At 44.6% G+C, this 25,381-nt stretch carries 21 protein-coding genes; 6 read left to right on the top strand and 15 right to left on the bottom strand.

The window, feature by feature from the left end; genetic code table 11:
- Positions 1–26: 26 nt before the first annotated feature.
- The 7 genes from EBI00_RS00420 to EBI00_RS00390 form a co-directional block, all read right to left on the bottom strand.
- On the bottom strand, positions 27–3,155 hold the full coding sequence (locus EBI00_RS00420) for a type I restriction endonuclease subunit R (RefSeq protein WP_123093965.1): 3,129 nt from the start codon (positions 3,153–3,155) through the stop codon (positions 27–29).
- A gap of 12 nt (positions 3,156–3,167) precedes the next feature.
- A complete protein-coding gene (locus EBI00_RS00415) occupies positions 3,168–4,763 on the bottom strand; it encodes an ATP-binding protein (protein ID WP_123093964.1) in 1,596 nt (531 codons plus the stop codon).
- 11 nt (positions 4,764–4,774) lie between these two features.
- The gene (locus EBI00_RS00410; protein WP_123093963.1) at positions 4,775–6,835 is read right to left on the bottom strand and encodes a Mu transposase C-terminal domain-containing protein; all 2,061 of its coding nucleotides are present in this window, start codon (positions 6,833–6,835) and stop codon (positions 4,775–4,777) included.
- Positions 6,825–7,643 carry a TnsA endonuclease N-terminal domain-containing protein gene (locus EBI00_RS00405; protein ID WP_123093962.1) on the bottom strand — a complete coding sequence of 273 codons (819 nt, stop codon included), beginning with the start codon at positions 7,641–7,643 and terminating at the stop codon, positions 6,825–6,827. The genes EBI00_RS00410 and EBI00_RS00405 overlap by 11 nt, the downstream gene beginning before the upstream one ends.
- 136 nt (positions 7,644–7,779) lie before the next feature.
- On the bottom strand, positions 7,780–9,606 hold the full coding sequence (glmS, locus tag EBI00_RS00400) for a glutamine--fructose-6-phosphate transaminase (isomerizing) (protein ID WP_123093961.1): 1,827 nt from the start codon (positions 9,604–9,606) through the stop codon (positions 7,780–7,782).
- Positions 9,607–9,698: 92 nt separating this feature from the next.
- Positions 9,699–11,060: a bifunctional UDP-N-acetylglucosamine diphosphorylase/glucosamine-1-phosphate N-acetyltransferase GlmU gene (gene glmU / locus EBI00_RS00395; protein ID WP_123093960.1), complete on the bottom strand. Its 1,362-nt coding sequence runs from the start codon at positions 11,058–11,060 to the stop codon at positions 9,699–9,701.
- Positions 11,061–11,210: 150 nt separating this feature from the next.
- Positions 11,211–12,188 carry a LysR family transcriptional regulator gene (locus EBI00_RS00390; RefSeq protein ID WP_241556907.1) on the bottom strand — a complete coding sequence of 326 codons (978 nt, stop codon included), beginning with the start codon at positions 12,186–12,188 and terminating at the stop codon, positions 11,211–11,213.
- A 100-nt stretch (positions 12,189–12,288) separates the two neighbouring features.
- On the opposite strand from EBI00_RS00390, the gene EBI00_RS00385 reads away from it, so the two are divergent.
- Positions 12,289–12,882: an FMN-dependent NADH-azoreductase gene (locus tag EBI00_RS00385; RefSeq protein ID WP_123093958.1), complete on the top strand. Its 594-nt coding sequence runs from the start codon at positions 12,289–12,291 to the stop codon at positions 12,880–12,882.
- A 188-nt stretch (positions 12,883–13,070) separates the two neighbouring features.
- Here the strand turns inward: EBI00_RS00385 and EBI00_RS00380 are convergent, their stop codons facing one another.
- Positions 13,071–15,233, bottom strand: a complete 2,163-nt coding sequence (locus EBI00_RS00380) for a Tex family protein (RefSeq protein WP_123093957.1) — start codon at positions 15,231–15,233, stop codon at positions 13,071–13,073.
- Between the two features lie 255 nt (positions 15,234–15,488).
- Between EBI00_RS00380 and EBI00_RS00375 the strand changes: the two genes are divergently transcribed.
- Complete coding sequence (locus tag EBI00_RS00375; protein WP_123093956.1) at positions 15,489–15,887, top strand: H-NS histone family protein; 399 nt, start codon at positions 15,489–15,491, stop codon at positions 15,885–15,887.
- A 129-nt stretch (positions 15,888–16,016) separates the two neighbouring features.
- On the opposite strand, the gene trmB is transcribed toward EBI00_RS00375, so the two are convergent.
- The 5 genes from trmB to EBI00_RS00350 all read right to left on the bottom strand — a co-directional run bounded on the left by trmB (position 16,017) and on the right by EBI00_RS00350 (position 19,303).
- Positions 16,017–16,724: a tRNA (guanosine(46)-N7)-methyltransferase TrmB gene (gene trmB / locus EBI00_RS00370; RefSeq protein WP_123093955.1), complete on the bottom strand. Its 708-nt coding sequence runs from the start codon at positions 16,722–16,724 to the stop codon at positions 16,017–16,019.
- Positions 16,725–16,854: 130 nt separating this feature from the next.
- On the bottom strand, positions 16,855–17,244 hold the full coding sequence (locus EBI00_RS00365) for a DUF423 domain-containing protein (RefSeq protein WP_206612532.1): 390 nt from the start codon (positions 17,242–17,244) through the stop codon (positions 16,855–16,857).
- 4 nt (positions 17,245–17,248) lie between these two features.
- Positions 17,249–18,232, bottom strand: coding sequence for a WD40 repeat domain-containing protein (locus EBI00_RS00360; protein WP_123093954.1), 984 nt, complete (start codon positions 18,230–18,232; stop codon positions 17,249–17,251).
- Complete coding sequence (gene rsd, locus EBI00_RS00355; RefSeq protein ID WP_123093953.1) at positions 18,204–18,674, bottom strand: sigma D regulator; 471 nt, start codon at positions 18,672–18,674, stop codon at positions 18,204–18,206. Before rsd ends, EBI00_RS00360 begins: the two co-directional genes overlap by 29 nt.
- Before the next feature lie 119 nt (positions 18,675–18,793).
- Positions 18,794–19,303 (bottom strand): disulfide bond formation protein B, encoded by a 510-nt coding sequence (locus EBI00_RS00350; protein ID WP_123093952.1) that lies wholly within the window; start codon positions 19,301–19,303, stop codon positions 18,794–18,796.
- A 155-nt stretch (positions 19,304–19,458) separates the two neighbouring features.
- On the opposite strand from EBI00_RS00350, the gene EBI00_RS00345 reads away from it, so the two are divergent.
- Entirely contained in the window at positions 19,459–19,869 is a 411-nt protein-coding gene (locus tag EBI00_RS00345) for a flagellar basal body-associated FliL family protein (protein WP_123093951.1), read from the top strand.
- Positions 19,870–19,922: 53 nt separating this feature from the next.
- On the opposite strand, the gene EBI00_RS00340 is transcribed toward EBI00_RS00345, so the two are convergent.
- Positions 19,923–20,207: an oxidative damage protection protein gene (locus EBI00_RS00340; RefSeq protein WP_123093950.1), complete on the bottom strand. Its 285-nt coding sequence runs from the start codon at positions 20,205–20,207 to the stop codon at positions 19,923–19,925.
- A 300-nt stretch (positions 20,208–20,507) separates the two neighbouring features.
- On the opposite strand from EBI00_RS00340, the gene gshA reads away from it, so the two are divergent.
- Positions 20,508–22,100, top strand: coding sequence for a glutamate--cysteine ligase (gene gshA, locus EBI00_RS00335; protein WP_123093949.1), 1,593 nt, complete (start codon positions 20,508–20,510; stop codon positions 22,098–22,100).
- Between the two features lie 89 nt (positions 22,101–22,189).
- On the opposite strand, the gene yihA is transcribed toward gshA, so the two are convergent.
- Positions 22,190–22,834 carry a ribosome biogenesis GTP-binding protein YihA/YsxC gene (gene yihA / locus EBI00_RS00330; protein ID WP_123093948.1) on the bottom strand — a complete coding sequence of 215 codons (645 nt, stop codon included), beginning with the start codon at positions 22,832–22,834 and terminating at the stop codon, positions 22,190–22,192.
- Positions 22,835–23,121: 287 nt separating this feature from the next.
- Between yihA and EBI00_RS00325 the strand changes: the two genes are divergently transcribed.
- Positions 23,122–23,742: a thiol:disulfide interchange protein DsbA/DsbL gene (locus tag EBI00_RS00325; RefSeq protein ID WP_123093947.1), complete on the top strand. Its 621-nt coding sequence runs from the start codon at positions 23,122–23,124 to the stop codon at positions 23,740–23,742.
- Between the two features lie 16 nt (positions 23,743–23,758).
- On the top strand, positions 23,759–25,288 hold the full coding sequence (locus EBI00_RS00320; RefSeq protein ID WP_123093946.1) for a GGDEF domain-containing protein: 1,530 nt from the start codon (positions 23,759–23,761) through the stop codon (positions 25,286–25,288).
- Positions 25,289–25,381: the final 93 nt, after the last annotated feature.

Below are 25,381 nucleotides of genomic sequence, written 5' to 3'. Positions count from 1 at the left end.
TTACTTCCTAATAAGTTTTACTCGCATTACCACGCTTGGCTGCCAGTATTAAATTCTTTTAAGTATTCTGCGACGACAAGGTGGTTAATGTAACGTGAGGCGTCGGCGTTGAGTTTAATCTGCTGTTCTTTCATAAAGCGGCCAATTACCAGCGGCATCATTTGGCGTTCAAAGTAGCTTTCGTTATCTAGCACTTGGCTGTTGTTGAGCACTTGCTCGTCGGCATCTTGTTTAACGCCCGCCAGTGCCTCAAAAATTTTACGCTCTGACTCGCTGATGTCGCTTTGGCTTTGCTGGCGTTCTTGCAAGCGTTTGTGAATACGGGTGTATTTGGCATCGCCTAAGTACTTTTGGCGCAGTTGGTTGTTTTGACGGTTAAGCTCTTTGACGCGATCGTGAATTTTATTGAGCGCGTCGATATTGGCATTCATTTCATCTTGGGTCACTTCGCTTAAGTTTTTCTTCTTAAACAAACGCTCTAGCTCTTCTTTTAAGCTGGTAAACTTCGGGTCTTGCTGGTCAAAATTGCTGGCCAGCGCTTCCCGGGTTTGGCGCAGGGTGTTTTTTAGCTTGTCGGCCAGTACCAGTTCTTCTTCGCCGATTTTTACAAACTTGAAGATCACGTCTTCTAAGGCGCGATTGAGTAGGTTACTGGTGTCTTGGCCACTTTCTAAGTCGTTTTTAAGGTTAAGTAAATCCAGATGGTTGCTGGTTTCGCGATACAGTATGTTGAGCTTGGCAAAATCCAGCTCATCGAGAAAGTCATACTCGCCCTGCAAACGAATAAGATTATACAAGCTGCGCGCATCGGCTAAGGCTTTTTTTAGCGCCAGTACAGTATCGCGGTCTTGTATCTGGCTGATCTGATTACAGAACTCTTCCATGTTGTCGGTATCAAAGCGGAACAGTACGTCTTTGATGTGCTCAATCTCTTGTTTGATCTCTTCCTGCGATTTAAACAGCTGTGAGTAGTGCTCCATCTCATCGCCAAGCTCCGACTGTAGTTCGTCGAAATAAGCTTTGTTAGTGGCATCGAATTCTTTACGAATATCGGCAAAATCCACCACATAGCCATAGCGAAAATCTTTGTAAGTACGGTTCACTCGCGTGAGGGCTTGAAGCAAATTGTGTTTGCGGATCACCCGACCAAGGTAGAGCTTTTTCAGGCGTTTGGCATCAAAACCGGTGAGCAGCATGTTATACACAAACAAAAAGTCAATTTTGCCTGCTTTGAAGTCTTCTACCCAGTTTTTACGTTCTTCTTTGCTGCCGATGTCATGCAGGATCAGAGCAGCGTTTTTTACCTTTTGTGCTTGTTTAACAGACTCTGCATAACTGGTTGGCGCAGGCTCGGCGACCTCGAGTACTCGGCTATTTGTATTGGATGCTTGCGGCAGAATAGGTGCATCGGCATAAACGCCATTAAAAATGTCAAACATCTGCTTGGCTTGGTCTGAGCTGTCGCAAATGACCATGCCACCAATGGTTGTATCGTTTAATGCGCCACGGCTTTTTTCAAAGTCGTTTACGATGTAAGTCAGCATGGGCTCAACAAAGCTTGGGTGGGCATAAATGAGTTTGCGATCGACATCGCCCATTTTCACTTCGGCTTCTTCGAGGGCTTTTTGCAGTTCAATTTTGTATTGGGTGCTGATCTCCTCACGAATGAGCCGCAAGGTGTAGCCGTCGGCAATGGACGCGTTGTAGTAGTACTTGTGAATGTAGTCGCCAAACAAAACGCGTGAGTTGTAGTCGTCACCCAGTAGCGGAGTGCCGGTTAGGCCAATTTTGATGGCATTGCTGTCTGACTGGCTTAGGTTAGCTAAGAAGCTGCCCTTAGGGTTATAACTGCGGTGTACTTCGTCCAGAAAATAAACGCGCTGGATCGCGACGTTGTAGTCTTTAGTGCTGACCACATCTGGGTCGTCTTGAAATTTTTGAATGTTTACCACGGTAATTTCTGGCTTGCCAGAATGGTTATGGATCACCTGCGTAGCTTTGATGTCGCGAGCAAAATCTTCTCGCGAGTTGACGATGTAAACTATCAAACCACGGGCGGTAAATTCGCGCTGCGCTTGTTGTAGTAAGTCTAAGCGGTCAACAATAAAATAAAACTTAGGGATGACTTGCTGCTTTTGGAAGTAGTCGGTTAAAAAGCGTACGTTATAAAACGTTAGTGCGGTTTTACCACTGCCTTGGGTGTGCCAAATTATGCCTTTTTTAACGCCTTCGCTAAGCTTTTGTTCAATAGCTTTGGTGGCAAACAACTGCGGGTAACGCATGATGTGCTTTTGTAGACCATCTGACTCGGACACATACGCTAAGGCGTAACGCAAAATAAAGGCTAAGCGTTCACGGCTGAGTAAAGATGTACAAATGCGGTTGGTTGGACGCTCGGGCTGCTTGTTAGTTTGGAACTCTGGGTTACTGCGGATCACTTCCAGATTGTTGTCTTTTAAGACTTTTAGCTCATCATCATCCGATACCGGCTTCAGCAAGGCGGTTAAGTTTAAGATTTCTTCTTCGCGGAAATAGTTAAATACCGGCTTATGGTAAGAACTACTGGCATAGAAGGCTCCTTGTACAGGTTCTGGATCGCCGTCGTCGTACTCCATGTTATTGGAGAAAATCATAAACTGGGTGATATTGGCAAAACGCTTGAACTTAGGGTTTTGGAAGCGTTTGTTGATGCGGTCTCGCTCGGCCAGAATGCCTTCTCGGTTATTGGGCTTTTTCACCTCAATAAACACCAGCGGCATACCATTGATAAGCAGTGTGATATCGGGGCGAAACTCTTCATCTCCGTTTTGACACGTTAACTCTGTGACAACATGGAAGGCATTGTTATTAAAGTTTTCAAAGTCGATCAGCTTGGTATTTGAACGCTCTGACAGGCGCTCAAAGAAGGCTTTGCCTAAGTCTTCGTTATCAAGTAATAGTTTGACATCTTCCAACAAACGACCGGCTTCAGCATCTTCAATACCAGGGTTAATTTTACCGATAGCCGTTTTGAATACGTCAGGGAAGATATTGGTGTCTAGATCCCAGCTTTGCCCTTTAAGTGATAGGTATTGGTAGCCTAGACGCATTAGATGAAGAATTGCAGGGATTTTTACCCGACTATCTTCATTAAATTTATTGGTATTGAAGGCCATAACATTCCTTGTTTATAAATAATCGGATATTTGCAGTATAACCCCTTCAGCCTTCATAGTCTTGTAACTGCCACCTTTACTGTTAACCATTAACCGCAGGTCGTTTTCAACATACCTAGGCTTTAGCTTAACGACTTTTGGCTTCTCTTTGACTGGGGGCACTGGCTCTTTATTCTGCAAGTTATTGATATGCGCAAGCAGCTGAAATAAGTTGGCGTCAGGAAGCTCTGACACGGCTTGCTCTGCCACAGTGGGTGCAATGTCTTCACCGATACCCGCTTGCTCAAGCATATTGATCAGCTTAGATAACTTGGTCTGCTCTGGGGAATCATGCTCATCCTCTCTATTAAGCTCCGTATTTTCATTTACTGGAGCAGAAACCACTGCGTTCTGAACTATGCTTGCTCTTGGTATTTCTAGATCATCATATTTTTGTATTTCTGAATCACGGCCACTTTGAAGCGCTTTGATCATGGGTTTGATCATATGAAGCTCTTCATTGAATACGGTTTCCACTAAGTCTCTGGAGATCACTTCTCTACCCACTGTCACAGCTCTTGTCTGACATAAGTAAAAAAGTGTTACCGCAACATGGGCAATGCCCTGAGAGTAGTCCCAGAAAAGCGTTTTAATCTCTTTCGTTAGGGGCTGAGGTGACTTGAACCACTGTAACGCCCACAACTGAGAGAAAAACCTATCCCAATCAGAGCCTTTACCGGATCTGTCTGTGGTATTGAACCGATTCCAGTTGATACTGCCAAACTGTGATGCACGTCTAGCCGAACGCATACTAGGAGAAAATAGCTCATAGGCTTTTGGCGTCCCGACAAACAGTATTGGTAGCTTAATCGTGTTCGTTAGCTGCACAAAGAACCGAAGAATTCGATCAGACACATTCGTAGAGCTCGAACGCTCTAAATGCTGAATTTCATCAATAACTAGTAGGCCTATTGAGTGCAAAGCGGCAATTCTCGCAAAATCCCCCAGCAACATTTCAGCATTTGCTCGTGGTTTTACGTATTGTTTTTCATATAGTCCGTTGTTGTCTAATGCCTCGTCTAGAGCACGAAAGAAGTTGATACATAGACTTTTTACAGAGGCATCATGAGGGCACTCTACTTTAAGCCAGACAATCTGAACATGTTGGTAAGAGGAATGCATAATGACTTGAGGATAGCCAGACAAGACGGCTTCAACGGCTGTTGATTTACCAGCACCCGAACAGCCAATTACAGAGCTCACTAGGGCTTCATTGCCAGCATTACGGCTGTCATCTGCTAGCTTCTCTGTTCGATTCAATGTTTCTTGATAGCTTTTATTGGCTATGTTTCGACTCAAATATCCTTGACGAATCATAGTAGAGATCGTTTGCTCTAACTGTAGATGCGCTTTTGTTGGGTATAAAAAACCATCCATAATTCGCAACATGGCATGTCGACGGATATGAGCAGGAAGAGCCACCTCTTCAGGACTTACAACCGGAATACGTCGTATCAATTCCGCTGTGTCTTTTGGCGAATTAATACGCGGTAAAGCATTGATTAATGGATGATCTTCGTATTCTTTAATCTCTGCATCTATGTATTTCGCTGTTTCAAATACGGCCATGTGATTATCCCTTAAAAATCATCCAAATCTGGATAGTCGAACCCCTGTTCAACTTGTTTACCGGAATGGATAGAAGTAACTGTCGCTGCCTCCTTCTTCTTAGGCGGCTTAGCGGACTCTCTATTTTTCTGGCGTTCTGACTCTTTTTCTTGCTGTCGATTGTTACGAATTCCACTTAGTCGCTGCGAGCTGTTAGATAAATCCGAAGACTTTTGTCTCTTTTCTGCAACTTGGGCAATCATCTCAAGCTCATTTTGAAGATCTGGTGCTTGATAATCGGCTTCTTGTTGAGCTTCAGAATATGTTGATCTCGCCTCAGATTGAATTGACATTGCTTCAACTAAGCTCATATCTTGATATCTTCGGCTTCGACTCTGTAATGTGCATTCCCATACACTATCGAACTTATTGTCTGGTCTCACATATAGAACATTGGTGTTCAGAGGATCGTAAGCTACCTCTATGCTTTTTGGACGAGGCACTGATCTATTTTTATGAAACCAGCCCAGTTCAACTGCTTCTGCACAGGTATAATACATGCCCTTAAAACATATGCCTGAAGGAGATATCGTAGCTTTGCTATGGGGTAACATGTTCACATGGGTGAATTTTGGATCTACTTCTCTCAAAACACCCGTTCTATTTTTCACGCCCCAATGCCATAGCCTTACAGGTATTGCAGCCAAATCTGCGGGCATATCAGATTCAAAGTCGTAGCCCTCTAATGGGGTGGATGTATTGCGGTTGATTTCAGAGATGATCACCATTTTCGTGAAATCATAAAGCGTTAGGTTCGCTGATAGCTCTGTTCGTTTCCCCGCTTTTTTCTTTCCATTTACAGGTTCGACCTTCCCTTTCACATAAGGAAGAATATCTACATGCATCATATGAAATGATTTTTCGACTATGCCTTTATCATCACCGCGATATGCTCGGGTATTCGATAAAGTGATACCAAATCGGTTAACTAAGATATCTCCGTGTTTACCAAGCAACTCTCCTCGATCAGCGGTAATCGTTGCAGGGGTCCCAATACTTGGCCAATCACTTTCAGTAATCTCAACACCGAATTTACGACAGTACTCAACTTTGTCACAGAACGCGTGCGCGAGGGCGATCGATGCGGTTGCCCAAGAAGGATTTTCTAACCCAACATACAAGCCAACAGTCATACGACTAAACACATCTTTGACTTTATATACGATTGGGCGGCCTACGATTCGGTCTGGGTCATGGCCTGAAACAAGGTGCAAGTCAGCTATGGTCGCATCGATCTCATAACGAGCCCCTGGTCCAAAGTTATTTGTGGTGGAAGTGCTGTGGCTAGGTGTAACATCTTTTGCATATTCAATAGATGGTGTACGAGCTTGAACAACAAGAGGCTTTGCATAGTGTTTGTTGTAGTAGTATCGGAACTGCCTATAAGTGGGTAAATCTTCTTTTTTTATTTTAGGGTACTTTGACCTAATAAAGCCATTCGCCTTTGTCCTAGCCCCTTTTAGGTCAACATCATTATTAACTAAATAGAAGCCTTCAATAGCCAACTTGAAAAGACTTGCTATCTCATCAGTAATAGCAAGTCCCTCTCCATGGGATACTGTGCGTTTACTCCCTGTTTTTCGAATTGCTAGTCGGTTTTGTCCAGGAGCACCGCATTTTGTGTAGTCTGGAGCAAGGGCGTCAGGAGAAAGCCCTCTCTGCCAATATCGACGCAATTGTCGAGTCACATACAGCCTAGACTCATCCGTTGCTTCTAAAACTGACTTAATCTTCTGATTCCTCAGCTTTTTATCAAATAAGGCAAAATAGTCCGTTAACAATAAAGCTACGGATCGATAAGCCCGATCTCTTATCTCTTCAGCTTTAGAGCCTGCTTCGGGGGTGGCCAACAAAATTGGATCTGGTACGGCTTCTAGTGACAAACTTTCGAACTCATCTAGATTTACGCGATATGGCCACGCTTTTTCATCGTGTATATCGATAAGCATTAAGAAATCGACATGTTCATAAACAATTCGGACATGGGTTGGATGGTCCAAGTGATGGTCAAGAAATACTTTATTAAGATACATCAGACAATCCAGTTTTAAATGAATCTAGGTCTAGAACGATAGACACATCCGTTGCACGCCAATTCCTAAATACAATATCTAAAGGAACATCAATCAAATTTGCAGCAGCAGCATTACGAATCACACCAATATGAAAGCCGGCACTGCATTCGTATAGGTCATCCATAGCAGCACAAACTGTAGCAAGCTTCTTCTCTGAGCCTGATAACCGATTAATGACTGTCGAAATATCTTCTAAAGACAACTCACCGTATAGGTCATGTGAATTCTGGCTGGCTGCATGAAGCCATTCAAGATTCTCTTTTACGATCGCTGGAATCTCTTGATCAGTGAAAAGTTTCCATTCATAACCAAGTTCTTCCCAATACAGCTTTTCGATTTGAAGTTTGTCTATCGTACGCGCATTGTCTAAATCGCTGGCGTATTTAACAGCAATAGCAATAGATGGTTTGCCTTTCAGCTCCACAACTAAGTCTGTGGTAACGACTTTTAATTTGTTGCGCATTTGGGGGTGCTTAATTCCCAAACGAGAACAAATACTCAAAGTATCAGCTACAGGTAGAGGAAATTGCTCTTTGATGTCGTAGGTAAGATGGAAGCGGTCAAAGACAAGGAAAGCAGAAAATTCAAGACGAGATAAAAGATGATGAGCTCTAGATGTGTTTCGACCTCGGATGCGATAGCTCTCACCAGTACTACTTATTTCGTGAACTTTTATAAAGGGCTCGTAGTCTTCCCCTGAACCAATCCCTCTGGTTTTTAACTTCTTCTCATCTTGAGGATCAACTAATTTCTCAGAATCTAACATTTTAGGCCTCCTGCTTACTCTTTGAGCATAGCAGAAGGCCTAAAAAAATATCAAACATTATTGTAAAATATCAAACTATAATGTCTTTTATCAAACTATAATGTCACTGTACAACCTTACGGTTTTGTAAATGCCATTATTCGACCGTAACACTTTTTGCTAGATTTCTTGGTTGATCTACGTCTGTGCCCTTCACTACGGCAACGTGGTACGACAATAACTGCAGTGGAATAGTATGCACAATTGGTTCTAATAAACTGTCTACTTTTGGCACTTCGGTGAAGATAATATTCTCTTCGTTGTGCAGATCCGTGTCTTTGTCAGCGAAAACGTATAGCTCTCCACCACGGGCGGCGACTTCTTGTAAGTTCGATTTAAGTTTATCCAGCATGTCGTTGTGCGGAACCAAGGCAATGATTGGCATATCTTCATCAACAAGCGCTAATGGGCCATGCTTTAGCTCGCCAGCAGGGTAAGCTTCCGCGTGAATGTAAGAAATCTCTTTCAGTTTAAGAGACCCTTCCAGAGCGATGGGGAACATGGTGCCACGCCCCAAAAACAACGCATTGTGCTTATTAGCAAAACGGTCTGCAATTTTCTTAATGTGCGCATCTTCAAGCAAGGCAGCATTGACATAAGCAGGAAGAGAACGCATGGCTTGTACAATGCTTTTTTCGCGCTCAGCAGACAATCCATTTTCTACCGCGATGGCCACACTGGTGATCAATAAAGCGGTTAGCTGGGTGGTAAAGGCTTTGGTCGATGCCACGCCAATTTCAGGGCCTGCGTTAGTCAGTAAAGTCAGCGCTGACTCACGTACCAAGGTACTGGATGGCACGTTACAGATTGCCAATGTGGTTAAATAGCCCAGTTCTTTTGCCATGCGCAACGCCGCTAGCGTATCAGCGGTTTCACCAGATTGCGACAAGGTCAAAAACAAGGTGTTTTTCGGTACAGCGACTTTGCGATAACGGTATTCACTGGCCACTTCCACGCTGCACGGTAAGCCCGCGAGGTCTTCGATCCAATATTTTGCCACCATACCGGCGTGATAACTGGTACCACAGGCGACGATATGGACATTTTCTACTTCTTTTAAGAAAGCAGAGTCGGCACCAAAGCAGCTGGTCAGGACTTTACTTTCACTGATACGACCTTCTAGGCAAGCGCTAATCACTTTAGGTTGCTCGTAGATCTCTTTCATCATGTAATGACGAAATTCACCCTTGTCTGTGGCGTCAATGTTGTGGTTAAACACACTGATCGGACGATCTTGCAACTCGCCTTTCGCATCATAAATCAATACGCTGTCACGGCTGATCTCGGCGATATCGCCTTCTTCTAAAAAGATGAACTGATCCGTCACATGCAGCAGAGCCAGCTGATCTGAGGCAATAAAGTTTTCCTCAATGCCTACACCGACAACCAAAGGGCTGCCTTTACGAGCCGCAATAAAACGCTCGTTGTCGTCTTTCTGCACCACGCCAATCGCAAAGGCACCGTGTAATTTAGCTAATGTGGCTTGCACGGCTTTTAATAAATCAGGCTGTGTTTTCATCGCATCGTGAATGAGGTGGACAATGACTTCAGTGTCCGTTTCGGATCTGAATTCATAGCCTTTTTCTTTCAATTCGCGGCGCAAAGGTTCGTGATTTTCAATGATACCGTTGTGAACTAACGCCAGATCATCGCCAGAAAAATGCGGGTGAGCATTGGCTTCTGTAGGTTTACCGTGGGTCGCCCAGCGGGTATGAGCGATGCCCATTTTGCCATCAAGGGGTTGCGCTTCAAACTTGTCTTTCAGTGCCTGTACTTTACCCACGGCACGGTGAGAGTAGACACCCTCTTCGTTGTTGATTGCCACACCAGAAGAATCATAGCCTCGGTATTCTAAACGGCTAAGCCCTTCGATAAGAATTTTTGATACATTACGGCGCGCTATGGCACCCACTATTCCACACATATGAGAGTCCTTTTTGAGTCTGATAAAGGAGTCAGACCCCTTATAAATAGATAAAGGGGTCTGACTCCTTATAAATACTTTTCCAAGATCGGTTATTTTTTAACCGGTCCAATCCAGTTGTCTTTGTTAATTTGTCGCGCTCTGGCGAAGGCAAGTTGTTTCTCATTGACCTGTTTAGTAATGGTCGAGCCAGCGGCGATGGTCGCCCCTTCAGCGACTTGCACAGGAGCAACAAGCGACGTATTGGAGCCAATAAAAACGTTATCGCCCACCTGAGTGAGATGTTTATTCACCCCGTCATAATTGCAGGTAATGGTGCCTGCACCGACGTTGACATTCGCGCCCATGTCGGTATCGCCAATGTAACTTAAATGGTTCACTTTACTGCCTTCGCCAATACGAGCCTTTTTGGTTTCCACAAAGTTGCCAATTTTGGCTTTGTTAGACAGCTGAGTTCCCGGACGCAGGCGTGCAAACGGCCCGATGTCGCAGGATTCACCCACTTGGCTATCGTCTATTAAAGTATGGCTTTTAACGATGGTATTATCGCCAATAACGCAGTCTTTGAGGTGACAATTAGGGCCAATCTCAACCCCATTCCCTAACACTACCTTGCCTTCAAACACGCAGTTCACGTCGATAATAACGTCATGCCCAGTGATCAATTCGCCACGTACATCAATACGTGAAGGGTCTAACAAGGTCGCGCCGTTTTGCATCAGCTGAATGGCTTGTTGGTGTTGCCAATCTCTTTCTAAGGCGGCCAGTTGCACTCGGTCGTTGACACCCGCCACTTCCGCTTCGTTTTCTGGATGAACTGTCACTATATCAAGGCCATCACGCGCCGCCATGGCGATCACGTCAGTCAGGTAGTATTCACCTTGCGCATTAGTGTTGGTCAATGCCGCCAACCATACTTTAAGGCGATGATTAGGGGCCAATAAAATGCCCGTATTGACTTCTTGAATGGCCAATTGTTCTACAGAAGCGTCTTTTTGCTCGACAATGGCCGTTACCTTGCCATGATCATCTCGCACAATGCGTCCGTATCCGGTGGGGTTATCAAGCTTAATGGTCAATAAAACCAAGGTGTTTGGCGTCGACAATGCGGTCATTTTTGTCAGTGTGCTAGCACGGATCAAGGGCACATCGCCGTAAAGGGTTAACGCGACGCCATCGTCTTGTAAAAAAGGGGCCACGCGACGTAGTGCATCACCTGTCCCTTGAGGGTCGTTTTGCCAAACAATATTGGCTGAAAAGTCCTGACAATTTGCCTCGACTTGTTCACCTTGATGTCCCACGACTAAATGTAGTTTGGAGTCTGGAAGGGTGTTGGCCGTTGTCAGCACGCGCCTTACCATGGCGATACCGCCAACTTTGTGCAATACCTTTGAAAATGCGGATTTCATTCGGCTGCCCTTTCCAGCAGCCAGAATTACGATGTCCTGAGTCATGAAGCGTCCTTGTATTGGCGTCTTTAAAATAGCGAATAAATAACAATGGCGCGTATTAAACCTTGCTACCCCAAACGTCACAACCTAAATTGTCAAAAATAAAATGACAACTTTACATTATTTACCAAACACTTTTTACTGAACACTAAATCATTGTGGCCGTTTTGGGCAGCCATTACATTCCGCCTGCAACAATTCAACTAACAATCGCGTCGCTGGCCCCGTTCGCTCGCCCTTACCAAAAATGGCGAACATAGGGAAATTACGCTCACTGCCTGAAATCAAATTCAGCTTTTTAAGCTTTTCACTTTGCAGTGCGTACTCTAGGTCTGCCTTTGGCAACCAAGCAAAACCAATGCCGCTGGTTACGATTTCCAATGCAGATTGCACACTGGATACCGTCCAACGACGATCGGTACCAAGCCAACCTGAATCAATGGAAGTTTCAGACGCAGAATCCCGAATAACGATTTGCAGCTCTCTACTCAAACGTTCGTTATTGATGGATTCCGCTTCCTTATGCAAAGGATGACTCACGGCAGCAACAGCGATCATTTCCACATTGACGATAGGATCAGCAAGATACCCTTTAGGCACAATCGCACTGAGCACTAAATCTGGGCTTCCCTTGCGCAGGGCTTCTTCACCGCCGCTTAACACGGCTTCTTTAAGCTGCACTTGAGTGCCTTGGCTTTGTGGTTCAAAGGCTTGCAAGGCACGCAGTAAAACCGGCGTTGGAAAGGCTTGGTCAACGACTATTTCTAATTCTGGTTCCCAGCCCTGACCTAGGGTGTGGGCCAGCTCTTCAAGATCCACCGCTTCTTTTATTAAGTGCCGTGAGCGACGTAATAACACTTCCCCTCGCTCAGTCAGCTTGGCTTTGCGCCCCTCTATGATCAGCAGCGGGTAACCCAACTGCTCTTGCAGTTTTGCTACGGTATAGCTGACTGAGGACTGACTTTTGTGTAACGCCTCGGCCGCTTGGGCAAAACCGCCTTTATCGACCACGGATTGCAATACACGCCATTGTTCTAAGGTTACTCTCGGGGCTTTCAAGGAGATTCTCTCTATCTGTTTGGGTTTAACGTCAGCCTTTAAAATATCGTATTTTTCGATTGATATCTTCAATTAATCTCGCTTTTTTATCGAAAAAATAGGCTCTATGATGTGATAACTGAAAAACAACCGAGCTAACATGCTCAACAATGTACAACGGAGAAACAGTATTATGGCGACTTTATTACGTATTGATTCAAGCGCATCAGGTGAAAATTCAAAATCACGTCAATTGGCTAACGAGTTTGTTGAAAAATGGCTGGCAAAAAATCCTGACGGTAAAGTCGTCGCTCGCGATGTGACAGCTAACCCGCTACCTCACTTTACTGGCGAAACGTTAGGAGCATTATTTACTCCAGAAGCTGACCGCTCTGCTGAGCAACACGCTATTGTTGCGATTGGTGATGAACTGATTGCCGAACTAGAAGCTGCGGACCTTGTTATCGTTTCAGCCCCTATGTACAACTTCGGCATTCCTTCTACATTAAAGTCTTACTTTGACTATATTGCTCGTGCTGGCCGTACTTTTAATTACACTGAAACGGGTCCTGTTGGTCTTGTACACAAAGATGCTTACATCTTTTCAGCAAGCGGTAGCTTTTCAGCAGGCGCGCCATTTGATCATCAAGTCCCACACATCCAAACATTCTTAGGCTTTATTGGCCTGAATGTTAAAGAGACCTTCATCGCGGGCGGTCAAGCAATGGGTGCACCTGGTGAAGAAGCTTTCAACCAAGCAAAATCACAAATCGCCGTCGCCCTTTAACACTAACTTTTATCCCCTTTAAGTCAATGTTATTGGTTACGCCTAAAACCGATTAGACCTTTCTAATCGGTTTTGTGTTGAACACACTTTGAACGCCATAAATATAAACCGTCTTATTGGAATACATTCCGGCTTACCACCCATTGATAATCATAGTTTTAGGTCGTGCTTTCACACATGCAATGGCATCAAAGTCCATTTGCTTTCAAGGCAATACGTTTACGTTGCACGTCAACTTCTAACACGGTGACATTGACCACTTGCCCTACTCGGACTAAGTCTCTTGGATCTTTGACAAAACGATCGGCTAATTGAGATATATGAATCAAGCCGTCTTGGTGTACACCTAGATCAACAAAAGCCCCAAAGGCCGCCACATTCGTTACCACACCCTCTAGAGTCATGCCTTCTTGCACGTCTTCTAATTTCTGCACACCTTGATCAAAGGACGCATAACGAAACTCCGGACGTGGATCTCGACCAGGCTTAGCCAATTCTTCCAAAATATCTGAATAGGTGAAATCGCCTGCCTGAGCAAAAGTCGGTGACAGTTGTTTAAGCTGTTGCAAGGCACCTGAGTTATTCAGCAACTCACTCGCCTTCAATGACAGTTGGGCCGCCATTTTTTGTACCAATGGATACGATTCTGGATGCACACCAGACTGATCCAATGGCTCTTTGCCGTTTAAGATACGTAAAAAGCCCGCACATTGCTCAAAGCACTTTTCACCAATGCCTTTGACTTTTAGTAACTCAGCGCGCGATTCTATCCGGCCTTTTTGCTGACGATAATCTACAATATTTTGCGCCAAGCGCTGACTTAAACCAGACACATAAGACAACAAAGACACAGACGCTAGATTAATGTCCACACCCACTCGGTTCACACAGTCTTCTACCACATTCGCAAGAGATTGGGTTAATTGAGACACTTTCACATCATGCTGATATTGACCCACACCAATGGCTTGAGGGTCTATTTTCACCAACTCGGCAAGTGGGTCTTGAAAACGTCGTGCAATGGAAACCGCGCCGCGAATGGTGACATCCAAATCCGGAAACTCCTGAATGGCAACCGGGGACGCCGAATAAACCGAGGCTCCCGCTTCACTCACGACCACAGCTCCACAATTTAGATTGGCGTCATTAATCAGTGCTCGAACCAAGGCTTCCGTTTCTCGAGAAGCGGTACCATTACCAATGGCGACCCAGCTGACGTTATGCTTTTTAATCAGTTGTAATAATGTGGCATTAGCTTCTTGAGTTCGGTTTTGCGGTCCATGAGGGTAAATAACCCCCTGATCTAACACATTACCTTGTTCATCAATCACCGCCAACTTAACGCCATTACGAAAACCTGGATCAATACCTAACACACGGTGCGCCCCTGCGGGAGCCGCCATTAATAAATCCTGAAGGTTGTCCGCAAACACTTGAATAGCGCCCTCTTCTGCTCGCTCTTTTAATATGGCAAGCACGTCTGACTCTAATTTAGGCAAGAGTTTATTATCCCACGCTGTATTTAAATAGCGTCTTTGCTGTGCTGAGAATGTATTTGACTTAGCCGCTTGGCCATCTAAAAGCGCATGCAGCTCTGGTAATATCAACTCATCGGGGTATCGCGCTAGGTTTTTCCACTCAATGCTAAGTTTTAAAATGGATTCTTTCTTTCCTCGAAACAAAGCCAATAGGCGATGCGCAGGAATTTTACTGACCGCTTCTTGATAATCAAAATAATCCCTGAACTTTTCACCCAGTTCTTTTTTTCCTCTTAATACACGACTGACTAAAACGCCGTTTTTTTGCAGCTCAAGACGGCCTTTTTGCAAAACATCGCTGTTACTCGCAATGGCTTCATTTAATATCTCGGTGACCCCTTCTAACGCTTTCTCAGGCGACACCAATACCTTTTGCTGTTTACACCATGATTCGACCGCAAAGGCACTGTCTGAGACGTGTCCAGACCAAATCAGAGCTGCCAGCGGCTGAAGGCCTTGCTCTCTTGCTTCGTCTGCTTTTGTTTTGCGTGTTTTTTTAAACGGAGAATATAAATCCTCTAATTCATTTTTCGTGGTCGCTTGACGTATCTTATGACGTAAATTTTGGCTAGCTTGAGGCTCATTTTCTAATAAAGCCAAGATACTTTCTTTGCGTTTTTCCAGCTCAGTCAGATACTGCCATCTTTCATGAAAACGTCGCAGATCTTCGTCCGTCATACCGCCCGTATTTTCTTTTCTATACCGAGCAATAAAGGGGACCGTTGCTCCTTCTTCAAACAATTGAATAATATTGTCAGTGTGCTTTTTTAATATAGAAAATTGTTTTGTTAAGTTATCTGATATGACATTCATTATTTATCCTACAATTTACACTTTTCACACATTTATATCGCATTATTTTATTAGCATGTTAAGGCATTTTTCATTAAAATCCACAAACAAACTTGAAATAACGCATAATATCAGCATTGCTCATAAAGTAAGTTACACACTTTGCGGCGTTTCAATTAAATAACGTGGACAAGCTCCACTGAGTGTAAAGGATGGATCTCTTTTTCAGTGCAGAACCATATTCAACCAGTTCTTAACAGATAAATAGGGGAAAAAATGAATTTATTATTAGAATTAGCAGGCAATAAAGCAAAAGCACGTGCGGCAGCAAAAGAGCTAACCGTTGCTCAGCTAGAAAACTTGATTGCGGGATTTACCAAAGCATTAGAAAAAGCCCGTGAAGAAGAAGCCGCTCGCGAAGAAGAGCTAGCACTTAAATCGGCTCGCGCAGAAAAAATTGCGACTTTAATTGCAGAAAGTGGTTTAACGATTGAAGAAATCACAGAATTAACTACACCAAAAGCTGGCGCCACAAAAGGCAAAACCGTTGAAGCAAAATACCGCTTAGAAGAAAACGGTGAGGTTTACGAGTGGACTGGACGCGGCCGCACACCTAAAGTATTTCAAGCTTACTTTGATGCTGGCAATAGCCGCGAAAGTGTGGAAATCAAATAACACCGATCCTTTTCAATTCGGCGTATATCCTGTCGAAAGCACTTTACTAATAAAAGCACCACACAGATAAAAGTTTGGTAAATAAAAAAGCGACTCATTGAGTCGCTTTTTTTGAATTCGAAAAACAGACTAGCGTTTTGAATAGATCAAATCCCAAACACCATGCCCAAGCCTTTCGCCACGCTGTTCAAATTTTGTCAGCGGTCGCCATTCAGGACGAGGGTGATAGCAGCCTTTGCCCGCTGCATTTTCATACTGAGCCTGCTCTTCCATGACTTCCATCATGTGCTCAGCGTATGGCTGCCAATCCGTTGCCATATGAAAAACGCCCCCTATTTTTAAAACACTGGCCACTTGTTCAGCAAAGAGCGGCTGAACAATGCGACGTTTGTTGTGTTTTTTCTTATGCCAAGGATCAGGAAAAAACAGCTGAAAGGCACTGGCGGTTTTTTCAGGTAGGCAGTTTGCCATCACTTCTATGGCGTCATCGCAGTACACGCGCAAATTGTTAATGCCTTCTTCTTTCGCAAGCATCATCAGCTTAGCAACCCCTGGTGGATGCACCTCGATGCCAATGAAGTCTTTTTCTGGCGCATTCTTGGCCATTTCAACCAGCGAAGCGCCCATTCCAAAGCCGACTTCAATAACAACATCCGACTCACGACCGAACACAGTGGCATAGTCAATTCGGCCATCAACGAGGTTTAAACCGAACTGTGCCCAGTTCACTTCGTAATTTTTTTGTTGGCCTTCTGTCATGCGCCCACCGCGCACAACAAAACTACGAATGGTACGTCTTGCTATGGGTTCTTGAGTGTCTGTATTTTGCTCTTGCATCTAATGTATCGCTTTGTGTGTTCAATATTGAGGGACCTAGACTGGCCATCGTGTGAGTTTAGAGCGATTTTTAACCAAGCGCTCATAAATTGGGGGGCAATGTTACCCGAAAAAATGCACTGTGTCCTGCTTAAGATTCGACTCGACTAAACCGCCAGAGACGAAACGCCAATAGCAACCAAGCGGACAAATAACACACGCCACCTACGGGCGTTATCGCGCCCAAAAAGCGATATCCCGTCAGTGCCATCACATACAAGCTGCCAGCAAATACTAAGTTACCAATCAAAAATAAGATCAAAACAGGTTTCAGAGAGGGCGAATAAAATGCCGCGACGATTAAGCCGGCTAATGCGTGGTACATCAAATATTGACTTGCCGTTTGCCACCAACCTAACGCGCTTTGATGAAGTACATCAGACAGAGCATGAGCGCCGAAAGCACCCGCCGCGACAGACAAAAAAGCTTGTAAAGCAAAAACTGCCACCCAGCGAGGCATTTGAGGAGTCGGATATGACATCGATTTATTCCAGAACGTTCAGATAGCCATTACTGCCAAGAGCAAAATAACGGTCACCTTTACCAAAGGCTAATGACAAAACACTGGCGCCCGCAGGCCTACCGGTTGGAGTAAACACATCCCACTCTTTTAGAACGGTTCCAGTACTGACTTGCACTAGCGACACTCGGCTATTCACCCCACCGACCAATAACAGTCGGCTATCGGCTGAAAATACCGCCTGACTAATCGACATTTTGCGATGCTGAAGCGCGCCAGTATCCAGCGTGATCACTTCCTGACCATCACGGGTGGACCAAATTTTGGCATCACCGAGCTGTGCAGCACCAAAGGCATATCGACCATCGGGAGACAAGGCCACACTACCGATACTGTTACTCAGCTCCCACTGATAGCGTATCTGACCGGTTTGCATGTCCCATAGGGTAACGAAAGACAAATCATCCCCAGTTATTCCCAGCGAACCATTTGTCGTAACATCCACGGCACGTACGGTTTCGTTTAACCGTAATGTTTGTCGGATACCGCCATTTTTAATATCAAAAAAGCGTGCGGTTTGGTCATTGAGTCCAACCAACGCAAAGTCACCGTTTTGGGTCAGCTTAATGGATTCTATATCGCCTGGCGTCGTCCAAAACCCCTCTGACATTCCATTTGATGTGCGCCATAAAGCTAACGTACGAGCGCCACCGGTGGCAGCGAACTCACCACTGGGATCAATGTCTACGGCTGTTAAAGGCGTATATTGACCAGCCGCATGATTCCAATTGAACCTACGCTCGTTGACGGAGTTAATCCAATAACTTCCACCATGCTGGATTGAACCAATCAAGGACGACGCGCCATCGTCACTTAATACAGCAGAAAAAAAACCTTGGGAGGCATACTGAGCCGTTCGCACAGGATCTTCAGCTGAACATGAGAACAAGGCGACGGAACACAGGGCGGTAAGCGCAAATTTATGCACTTTTTTCACTGTGCGCTTCATGTAATTCCTCAATTAACCGATCTTCAAACTGAAAGCGTTCTGCCATCACTAGGATCAACGCCTTAATCGAAAACGGCAAGGCTTCAAGCTGCGCATTGCAGTGGTCTTTTGTGTCGTATTTATCATTAAACTCAATCGCCACTTCGGTTGAACTGTCAATCTCTGGCAACAATTCTTTCAGTAAAACCAAGGCACCATCATCATGAAACTCTTTGGCTTCTAGGGCCAATTGTTCGTATACCGTAAAATGACCAACGGACACATAATCCACCAGCATTTCACACAGGGTTTGTATTTTTGGCGTATCCGTCGGTGTAAATTCACCGCGTTCACGTAAATAAATACACAGTTCAATCAGTTTTCTGCGCTGTTCAAGCCAGCGGTCGATCATATCGTGAACACCACCCCATCGCTCTTGAGCTGTTTTACAACGTTCCAACATACACAGACTCCATCAGGCAATTTTTATCATTTCACTCTGTTCCAAGCATATTCCGATACGGTATTCCCTGCAAGACAAACGCTTTCGCGATCTTGCCTCTACACTTAATCAAATCATGCCTATCTAAACAGCATTTTCTTTCTAGGACGTAATGCAATAATCAGGTTTACTGTGGCCATACCAATAAAAGCAATGAGAGTCCACCCGGGGATACTAATACCAAACAAAGTCCAAGAAACTTCCCCACATTCACCTGTTCCCATCACCATGGCTTGCATAATTTCTTGCCAAGGAAACACTTCAAACATGTAACTCAAACCTGGCAAACAGGCTGGCAGCTCATCGGCGGGCAAGTTTTGTAAATACAGATGGCGAATAGCCAAAGCACCACCGGCACAACAAAGCACCACTACGAACCAAGCACACGACCTGCGCCACTTTTCACTTCCACTCAAAGCCGAAACTAAAGACACCAAGCCCACACAAAAAAACACAATACGCTGCAACATACAAAGCGGGCAAGGTTCTAATGCCATTTGATATTCCATATAAAAAGCCACCGCTAAAAGGGCAAATGCGGCAAAGGCAACCAAGCCATGAAAACGGCGGGCTGAGAAAAACGTTAACATAAACAAATATTCCTACACTGACTAAATAATAGTGGTTTGCTTTGTAACCCATTAAGCTATGGCATCAATAAACCGCAAAAGTGCAAATTACTGCTGACACAGCGCTCTAAGGACAGTTAGTATACTGTCTATTGCGATGAATACGAGAGCCTAATATGTCACTGATAATACCTTCACACAACAAAATTACCCTCTTGGTTTTGCTACTTACCAGTTTGCTGAGTACAGCCGTTTATGCGAACACAGGGAAAACCGCTTATGTTGAATTAACACCCGATTTTGTCGTCAATCATCTAGACGACAATGGGCAGCTTAAATACATCAAGGCCAGTATTACAATTCGAACCGATGAAGCAGAAAGAGTCATTATTCTTCGTAATATGCCTTTAATACGAGATGCCTTGGTGATGTTTTTAAGCTCACGGACGTCAGATCAAGTGATTGGTGCGCTCGCCCGTGAAGAGACTCGAAAAGAAGCTACGGTAAAAGTGAACGATGCTTTAAAAGAAGAAACTGGACAAACGCCAGTTGCTGATATCTTGTTTGGCAGCTTCGTTACTCAGTAAAAAAAAAGCGTTCTTTTGGATAAAAAGAACGCTTTCAGCTCTCTCAAAAAAACCTACAGCTCTTTGATATCGCCCGGATCAACATAACCAGACAACTTGTCCGTGGTCTCGTTATTAAAAAACTTGTCCATCTGCGCCATTATGTACTGACGAGATTCGGGCTGCATCAGATTCAGCTGTTTTTCATTAATCATCATGGTCTGCAATAACTGCCATTCTTGCCATGCTTGTTTTGATACGTTTTGAAGTACCTCTTGGCCTTTTGCGCCTGGAAGGGGCGCACGATCAAGTGCTTCCATTTCTTTTTGGTATTTTTTACAAAACACGGTATTTGCCATAACTAAATCGCCTATTATAAAGTAAAGAGTGTCTTTGGTTAGTGGCGCTAGCCTAACAAAAAACAAGTCGACTTGCCTCGATATTAGCTCAATACCATTAAGTGCCATTTTACAGTAGGATGGTTGGCTTCTAGCCAATAACGTGAAGACACAAAACGTTCAGGTCAAAATAAATCCGCTGAAAATACCCCCTCAATGAAACCGCGACTTGCCGCCAATAAGCTCAGACGAGTACAATCCGACCATACTTTTTAGCGTGACCCTGTGTCACCTAGCCTTACTAAACAGAAGGACTGCTTCTTGAGCACTTTAACTCATGCCTTACAGGCGTTGGCAGACTACTGCCAAAACACGGCGACCACCGCTGCGCTTACGTTCCACCGCGGTGTCGAGCGTGAAGCTCTGCGGGTGGATCGCACTAAAGGTCGCATATCACAAAAGCCACATCCTAAGTCACTTGGTTCGGCCATGACGCACAGCGCCATCACCACAGATTATTCTGAGGCGCTTATGGAGTTCATCACAGGGGTTCACCCTACTGTTGAAGGTGTGCTTAAAGAGTTAGAAGACATTCACAACCTAGTTAACCACGAACTGTACAAACACGATGAATGCTTGTGGCCGGCCAGTATGCCCTGTCACCTCACTAACAATGATGAAGTACCCATTGCTTATTACGGTGAGTCAAATACAGGTAAATTGAAGCGTGTCTATCGCGAAGGCTTATCAAATCGCTATGGTCGAATCATGCAATGCATCGCTGGCATGCACTACAACTTTTCATTCGATAAAGCATTTTGGGACTTTTTAGAACAACACAAGGGTATGAAGGCGTTAAGCGCAAGCGAAAAGCAGACCTTTCAGTCAGACAGCTATTTTGCCCTGATTCGTAATTTTCGTCGTAGCTCGTGGATGCTGTCCTTGCTGTTTGGCGCTTCCCCCGCGATTGACAACAGCTTTCTACCCAAAAAACCCGATAGTCTCACCGAACTACCAGAAAACACCTGGGTTGGGCCCCAAGCCACGTCGCTGCGCATGAGCGATCTTGGTTATCAAAACAAAGCGCAAGCTGACTTGTACGTGTGTTATAACGAAGTAGATACCTATATTAGCACCATTAAAAAAGCGCTGAAAACACCTTATCAAGCGTACCAAGATATTGGCGTTAAAGTAGATGGTCAGTACCGCCAGCTCAACAGCAACTTATTGCAGATTGAAAACGAGTATTACAGTGATATTCGCCCTAAACGCGTTACTCAGCCCGGCGAACACCCCAGTGCAGCCCTGCATGCGCGAGGTGTTGAATACATAGAAGTCCGCATTATGGACTTAGACCCAAGCTCTTCTATTGGCATGCAATCGTCCACCCTGTACTTCATTGACGTGTTTCTCGTCTATTGTATGCTTCGTGGTGACGAATTTTTAGGCAGTGCAGAATGCCACCAGTTGCGCATTATGCAACAGGAAATAGCCACACATGGACAAGACTTAGAGAGACAATTTGACTTTGGTCAAGGCCCAGTCAAGCTTCGCGACAAAGCCGCCAGCATGATGGCGGAATTGGCTGAAGTGGCAGATTTCTTAGTACAACAGACAGGGAACCCCGCTTACCGTGACGCAGTAAACGCTCAACGGACAAAACTAAATGACCCGTCATCGCTGCCTTCTGTGCAATTAACCGAGCGTTGCAAACAGCAAAATGGCTATCAAAATGCCATGCTTGCTCTTGCTAAAGAACAACAAGCACAGTGGATGACTTGCCCTTTGACACACGAACTCACTCGTGAATTCATGGAAAAAGCGGAGCAGTCGTTACGGGATCAGGAAGCGATCGAGGCGTCTGATGTCGTTGATTTCGACACCTTCTTAGCAGATTACCTAGTGCCGCAATAACAAAAAGTCAGACGCCAGACGTAAAAAAAACCTGTAGGGCAAGGTGTTGCCCTACAGGTTAGATTTTCAAATAACAATAAGCGATAGGTTTAGGCGTTAGGTGAAACAGGGATTTCGTCAAGATTCTCTAAAACCAACCATTCCGACAATTTGATTCTTAGTTCATCAAGGCCGTCACCGTTTAAAGCAGAGAACATCTGTACCGTTCCATCCACCCCTTGCTTCTTAATGGCTTTTTGTACCGTCAGCACAGTCGTTTTGGCTGGACCACGATTGAGCTTATCAGACTTAGTCAGCAGGACATGTACCTTCATGTTATTGGACTTTGCCCAATCCAGCATCATTTCATCGAACTCTTTCAGTGGATGACGAATGTCCATCACCAGCACCACACCGGCCAAAGAGCGACGATTCATTAGATAGTCTTGCATGTGTGCTTGCCACACTTTTTTCATTTCAATGGGTACTTTGGCAAAACCGTAGCCTGGCAAATCGATCAAGCGACGATCATCAACACTTAAGCCGAAACAGTTAATAAGTTGAGTACGTCCTGGCGTCTTAGAGGTACGCGCTAACTTTTTCTGGTCAGTCAGCGCATTCAAAGCCGTGGATTTGCCCGCGTTCGAGCGTCCAGCAAACGCGACCTCGACACCTTGGTCTAGAGGACATTGTGAAAGTTTCTCTGCACTTTTAATGAAATGTGCGGATCGAAAAATGGAGTCAAAAGGGGTCATAAGTTGATATTCGTCAGTAAATTCGAAGTTGCATTTAGGATTTTTGCGTATGCTGTATATAATGCCAGCAAACCATAAAATATGCCATGTTAATGCTTAAAAGTCGTTATATAGACTAAAATACAGGTTCCTCAGTCTCTCGTAGACAGATACAGACAAGAAGTGTAAATTGCACGTAAACTAACTGAAAAAATAGCTAACTTCTCTGTTGAGTGAATCGTATTCCAACGCAATTCTGTGCATGATGTACGCATACCTCATAAAGTGAATGTAACTAGGAGTTTTCTATGATCAAGCTGTTTTCAGCTTTGCTGTTTTCTGTTCTTATCTCATCTACCGCTTTCGCCGCCGAATACAGCGACGGGAATGGTTACACCACCATCAAAAACCCTGTCAGAACCAGTGACCCAAGCAAAGTCGAAGTCACCGAAATATTTTGGTACGGTTGCCCACATTGTTACACATTAGAGCCGCTCGTTAATGCTTGGAAAAAAGACATGGCAAGCGACATTGACTTCAAATATCTACCAGCGGTATTTGGTCGTGGCTGGCTAGCCCACGCGAAAGCATTCCATATTGCCGACCTTCTAGGTATCGAAAGCGAACTTCGTGCTGACCTATTTAATGCAATCCATGTTGAACGTCGCAACCTAAACTCCGAAGACGCTTTGGCAGACTTCTTTGCGAATTATGGCGTCAGTGAAAATGAATTCCGCAAGCAATATGATTCTTTTGCTGTCAATAGCCGTTTAAGCCAAGCCGATGCAAAAATACGCGCTTATGGCGCTCGTGGCGTACCAGGCATTATTGTTAACGGTAAATATTTGGTCAGTGCACAAACAGCCAACGGGAACGAAAACATCTTTAATGTTGTGAACTTCTTGGTTGAGAAAGAACGTCAAAATTAATGGAAAATGAGGCGATATGACGGAATCATCTAGCGAAAAACTTATCGAAGTACTACGCAAAGCGGTCTCACGGACCAGTCTACTTGCAGAAGGTAATGACCCAAAGCTCGATTCCGTTGTACGCCACATACGCCAAGTGATCAACAAGGGCGCAGACGCACAACAAATACAAGACGCACTTAACAACGCTGAACCCCTACTCATTCAGAGCGATGAAGCACAAATGGGGCGAGCTAAGCTCATCCGCAGCGTACTGCAGGAGCTCATTGATTTATTAGAAAAACAGCCTGGCTATCGCGTCCCTCAAAGCGAAAGAAAACAACTTGAAGGTCAAATCCGATTACATTGGCAATCCTCTTCCCAATGGCCACAGCTACTAAAAGGTTTTTTAACCCTCGCAGAAAGTACTCTTGAAAATACCGCAGAGCCAAGGTCATCCAGTTCCTTTTTCAAGAGGTTATTTAACCGTCGCAGCTCACCATCAGACTCACAAAAAAATGATCAGGAAATCATGCTGCAAATCAGCCATACCTTGGCTGGGTTATTAAACAATTTATCACTGCCTAGTCACCACGATGACGACATCGCTGACCTAAGAAAAGCCCTACTTGGCAATAAAAACCTACAAGAATTGCCTGGTATTCTCGACGAAGTCATTAATCTTGTTATGGTTGCGATTGGTAAAAGCCAAGAAAACCTTACCAACTATTTAAATCAGCTGAACAAACAACTGGCCAGTATTAACGACTCCATTTCTACTAGCTATCACTCCCAAAAAACACTCTCTGAAAGTCGTCACGGCTTAAATACACAGTTGCAAAGGCAAGTAAAAGACACTTCTCAAGCCGTCAAAAGCGCCAGTGATCTGGACAGCCTAAAAAGCCTAATAAATGATCGCCTGTCTTCGATTTCGAGCACTATGACAGATTATCAAAGCCAGATGCATCAACAAGAAAAACACGCCACACAATCCATCACCTTGCTCAAAAACAAAGTGACAAGAATGGAAAAAGATACCGTATCGCTGCGCTCACTGTTGCAAGAAAAGTTAGCTCAGGCCATGACGGACTCGCTCACGGATTTGCCTAACCGTACCGCTTATCAAGACGCCATTCTTCCCTTGTGTCAGGTAATGCAAAAAACACAAAAACCGCTCTGTCTTGCCGTCTGTGACATTGATCACTTTAAAAACGTCAACGACACTTGGGGGCATCTGGCTGGCGATAAAGTACTTCGCTTAGTCCCTAAGCAAATGCGCGATGCCTTAAAAGACGAAGATCTTATTTTCCGTTACGGCGGTGAAGAGTTTGTGATCGTGCTACCTAATACCACTTTAGAGCAAGCCATGGAACGAGCCGAAGCGATTCGGCTTGCCGTGGTAAAGGCACCGTTTAATGTACAGGGTGAACCCGTCACCATTTCTATCTCGATCGGGGTAGCAGAACTTCAACCAAAAGAATCCCCCAACGACCTATTTGGGCGTGCCGACAAGCTTCTCTACAGCGCCAAAGAAGCCGGACGAAACCAGGTAATGGCATCAAAATAAACTACGCCAATTAAGAGACAACAAACAAACCAGTACCCGTGCTTCGCTGTGGCGGTTACAATACCACTATCAATTAAAAAGAACGGCATCCCC

It is taken from the genome of Marinomonas hwangdonensis, assembly GCF_003721245.1.
Taxonomy (GTDB): Bacteria; Pseudomonadota; Gammaproteobacteria; order Pseudomonadales; family Marinomonadaceae; genus Marinomonas; species Marinomonas hwangdonensis.
The sequence above is the reverse complement of the archived record's forward strand: the minus strand, read 5'-3'. Positions and strand labels throughout refer to the sequence as shown.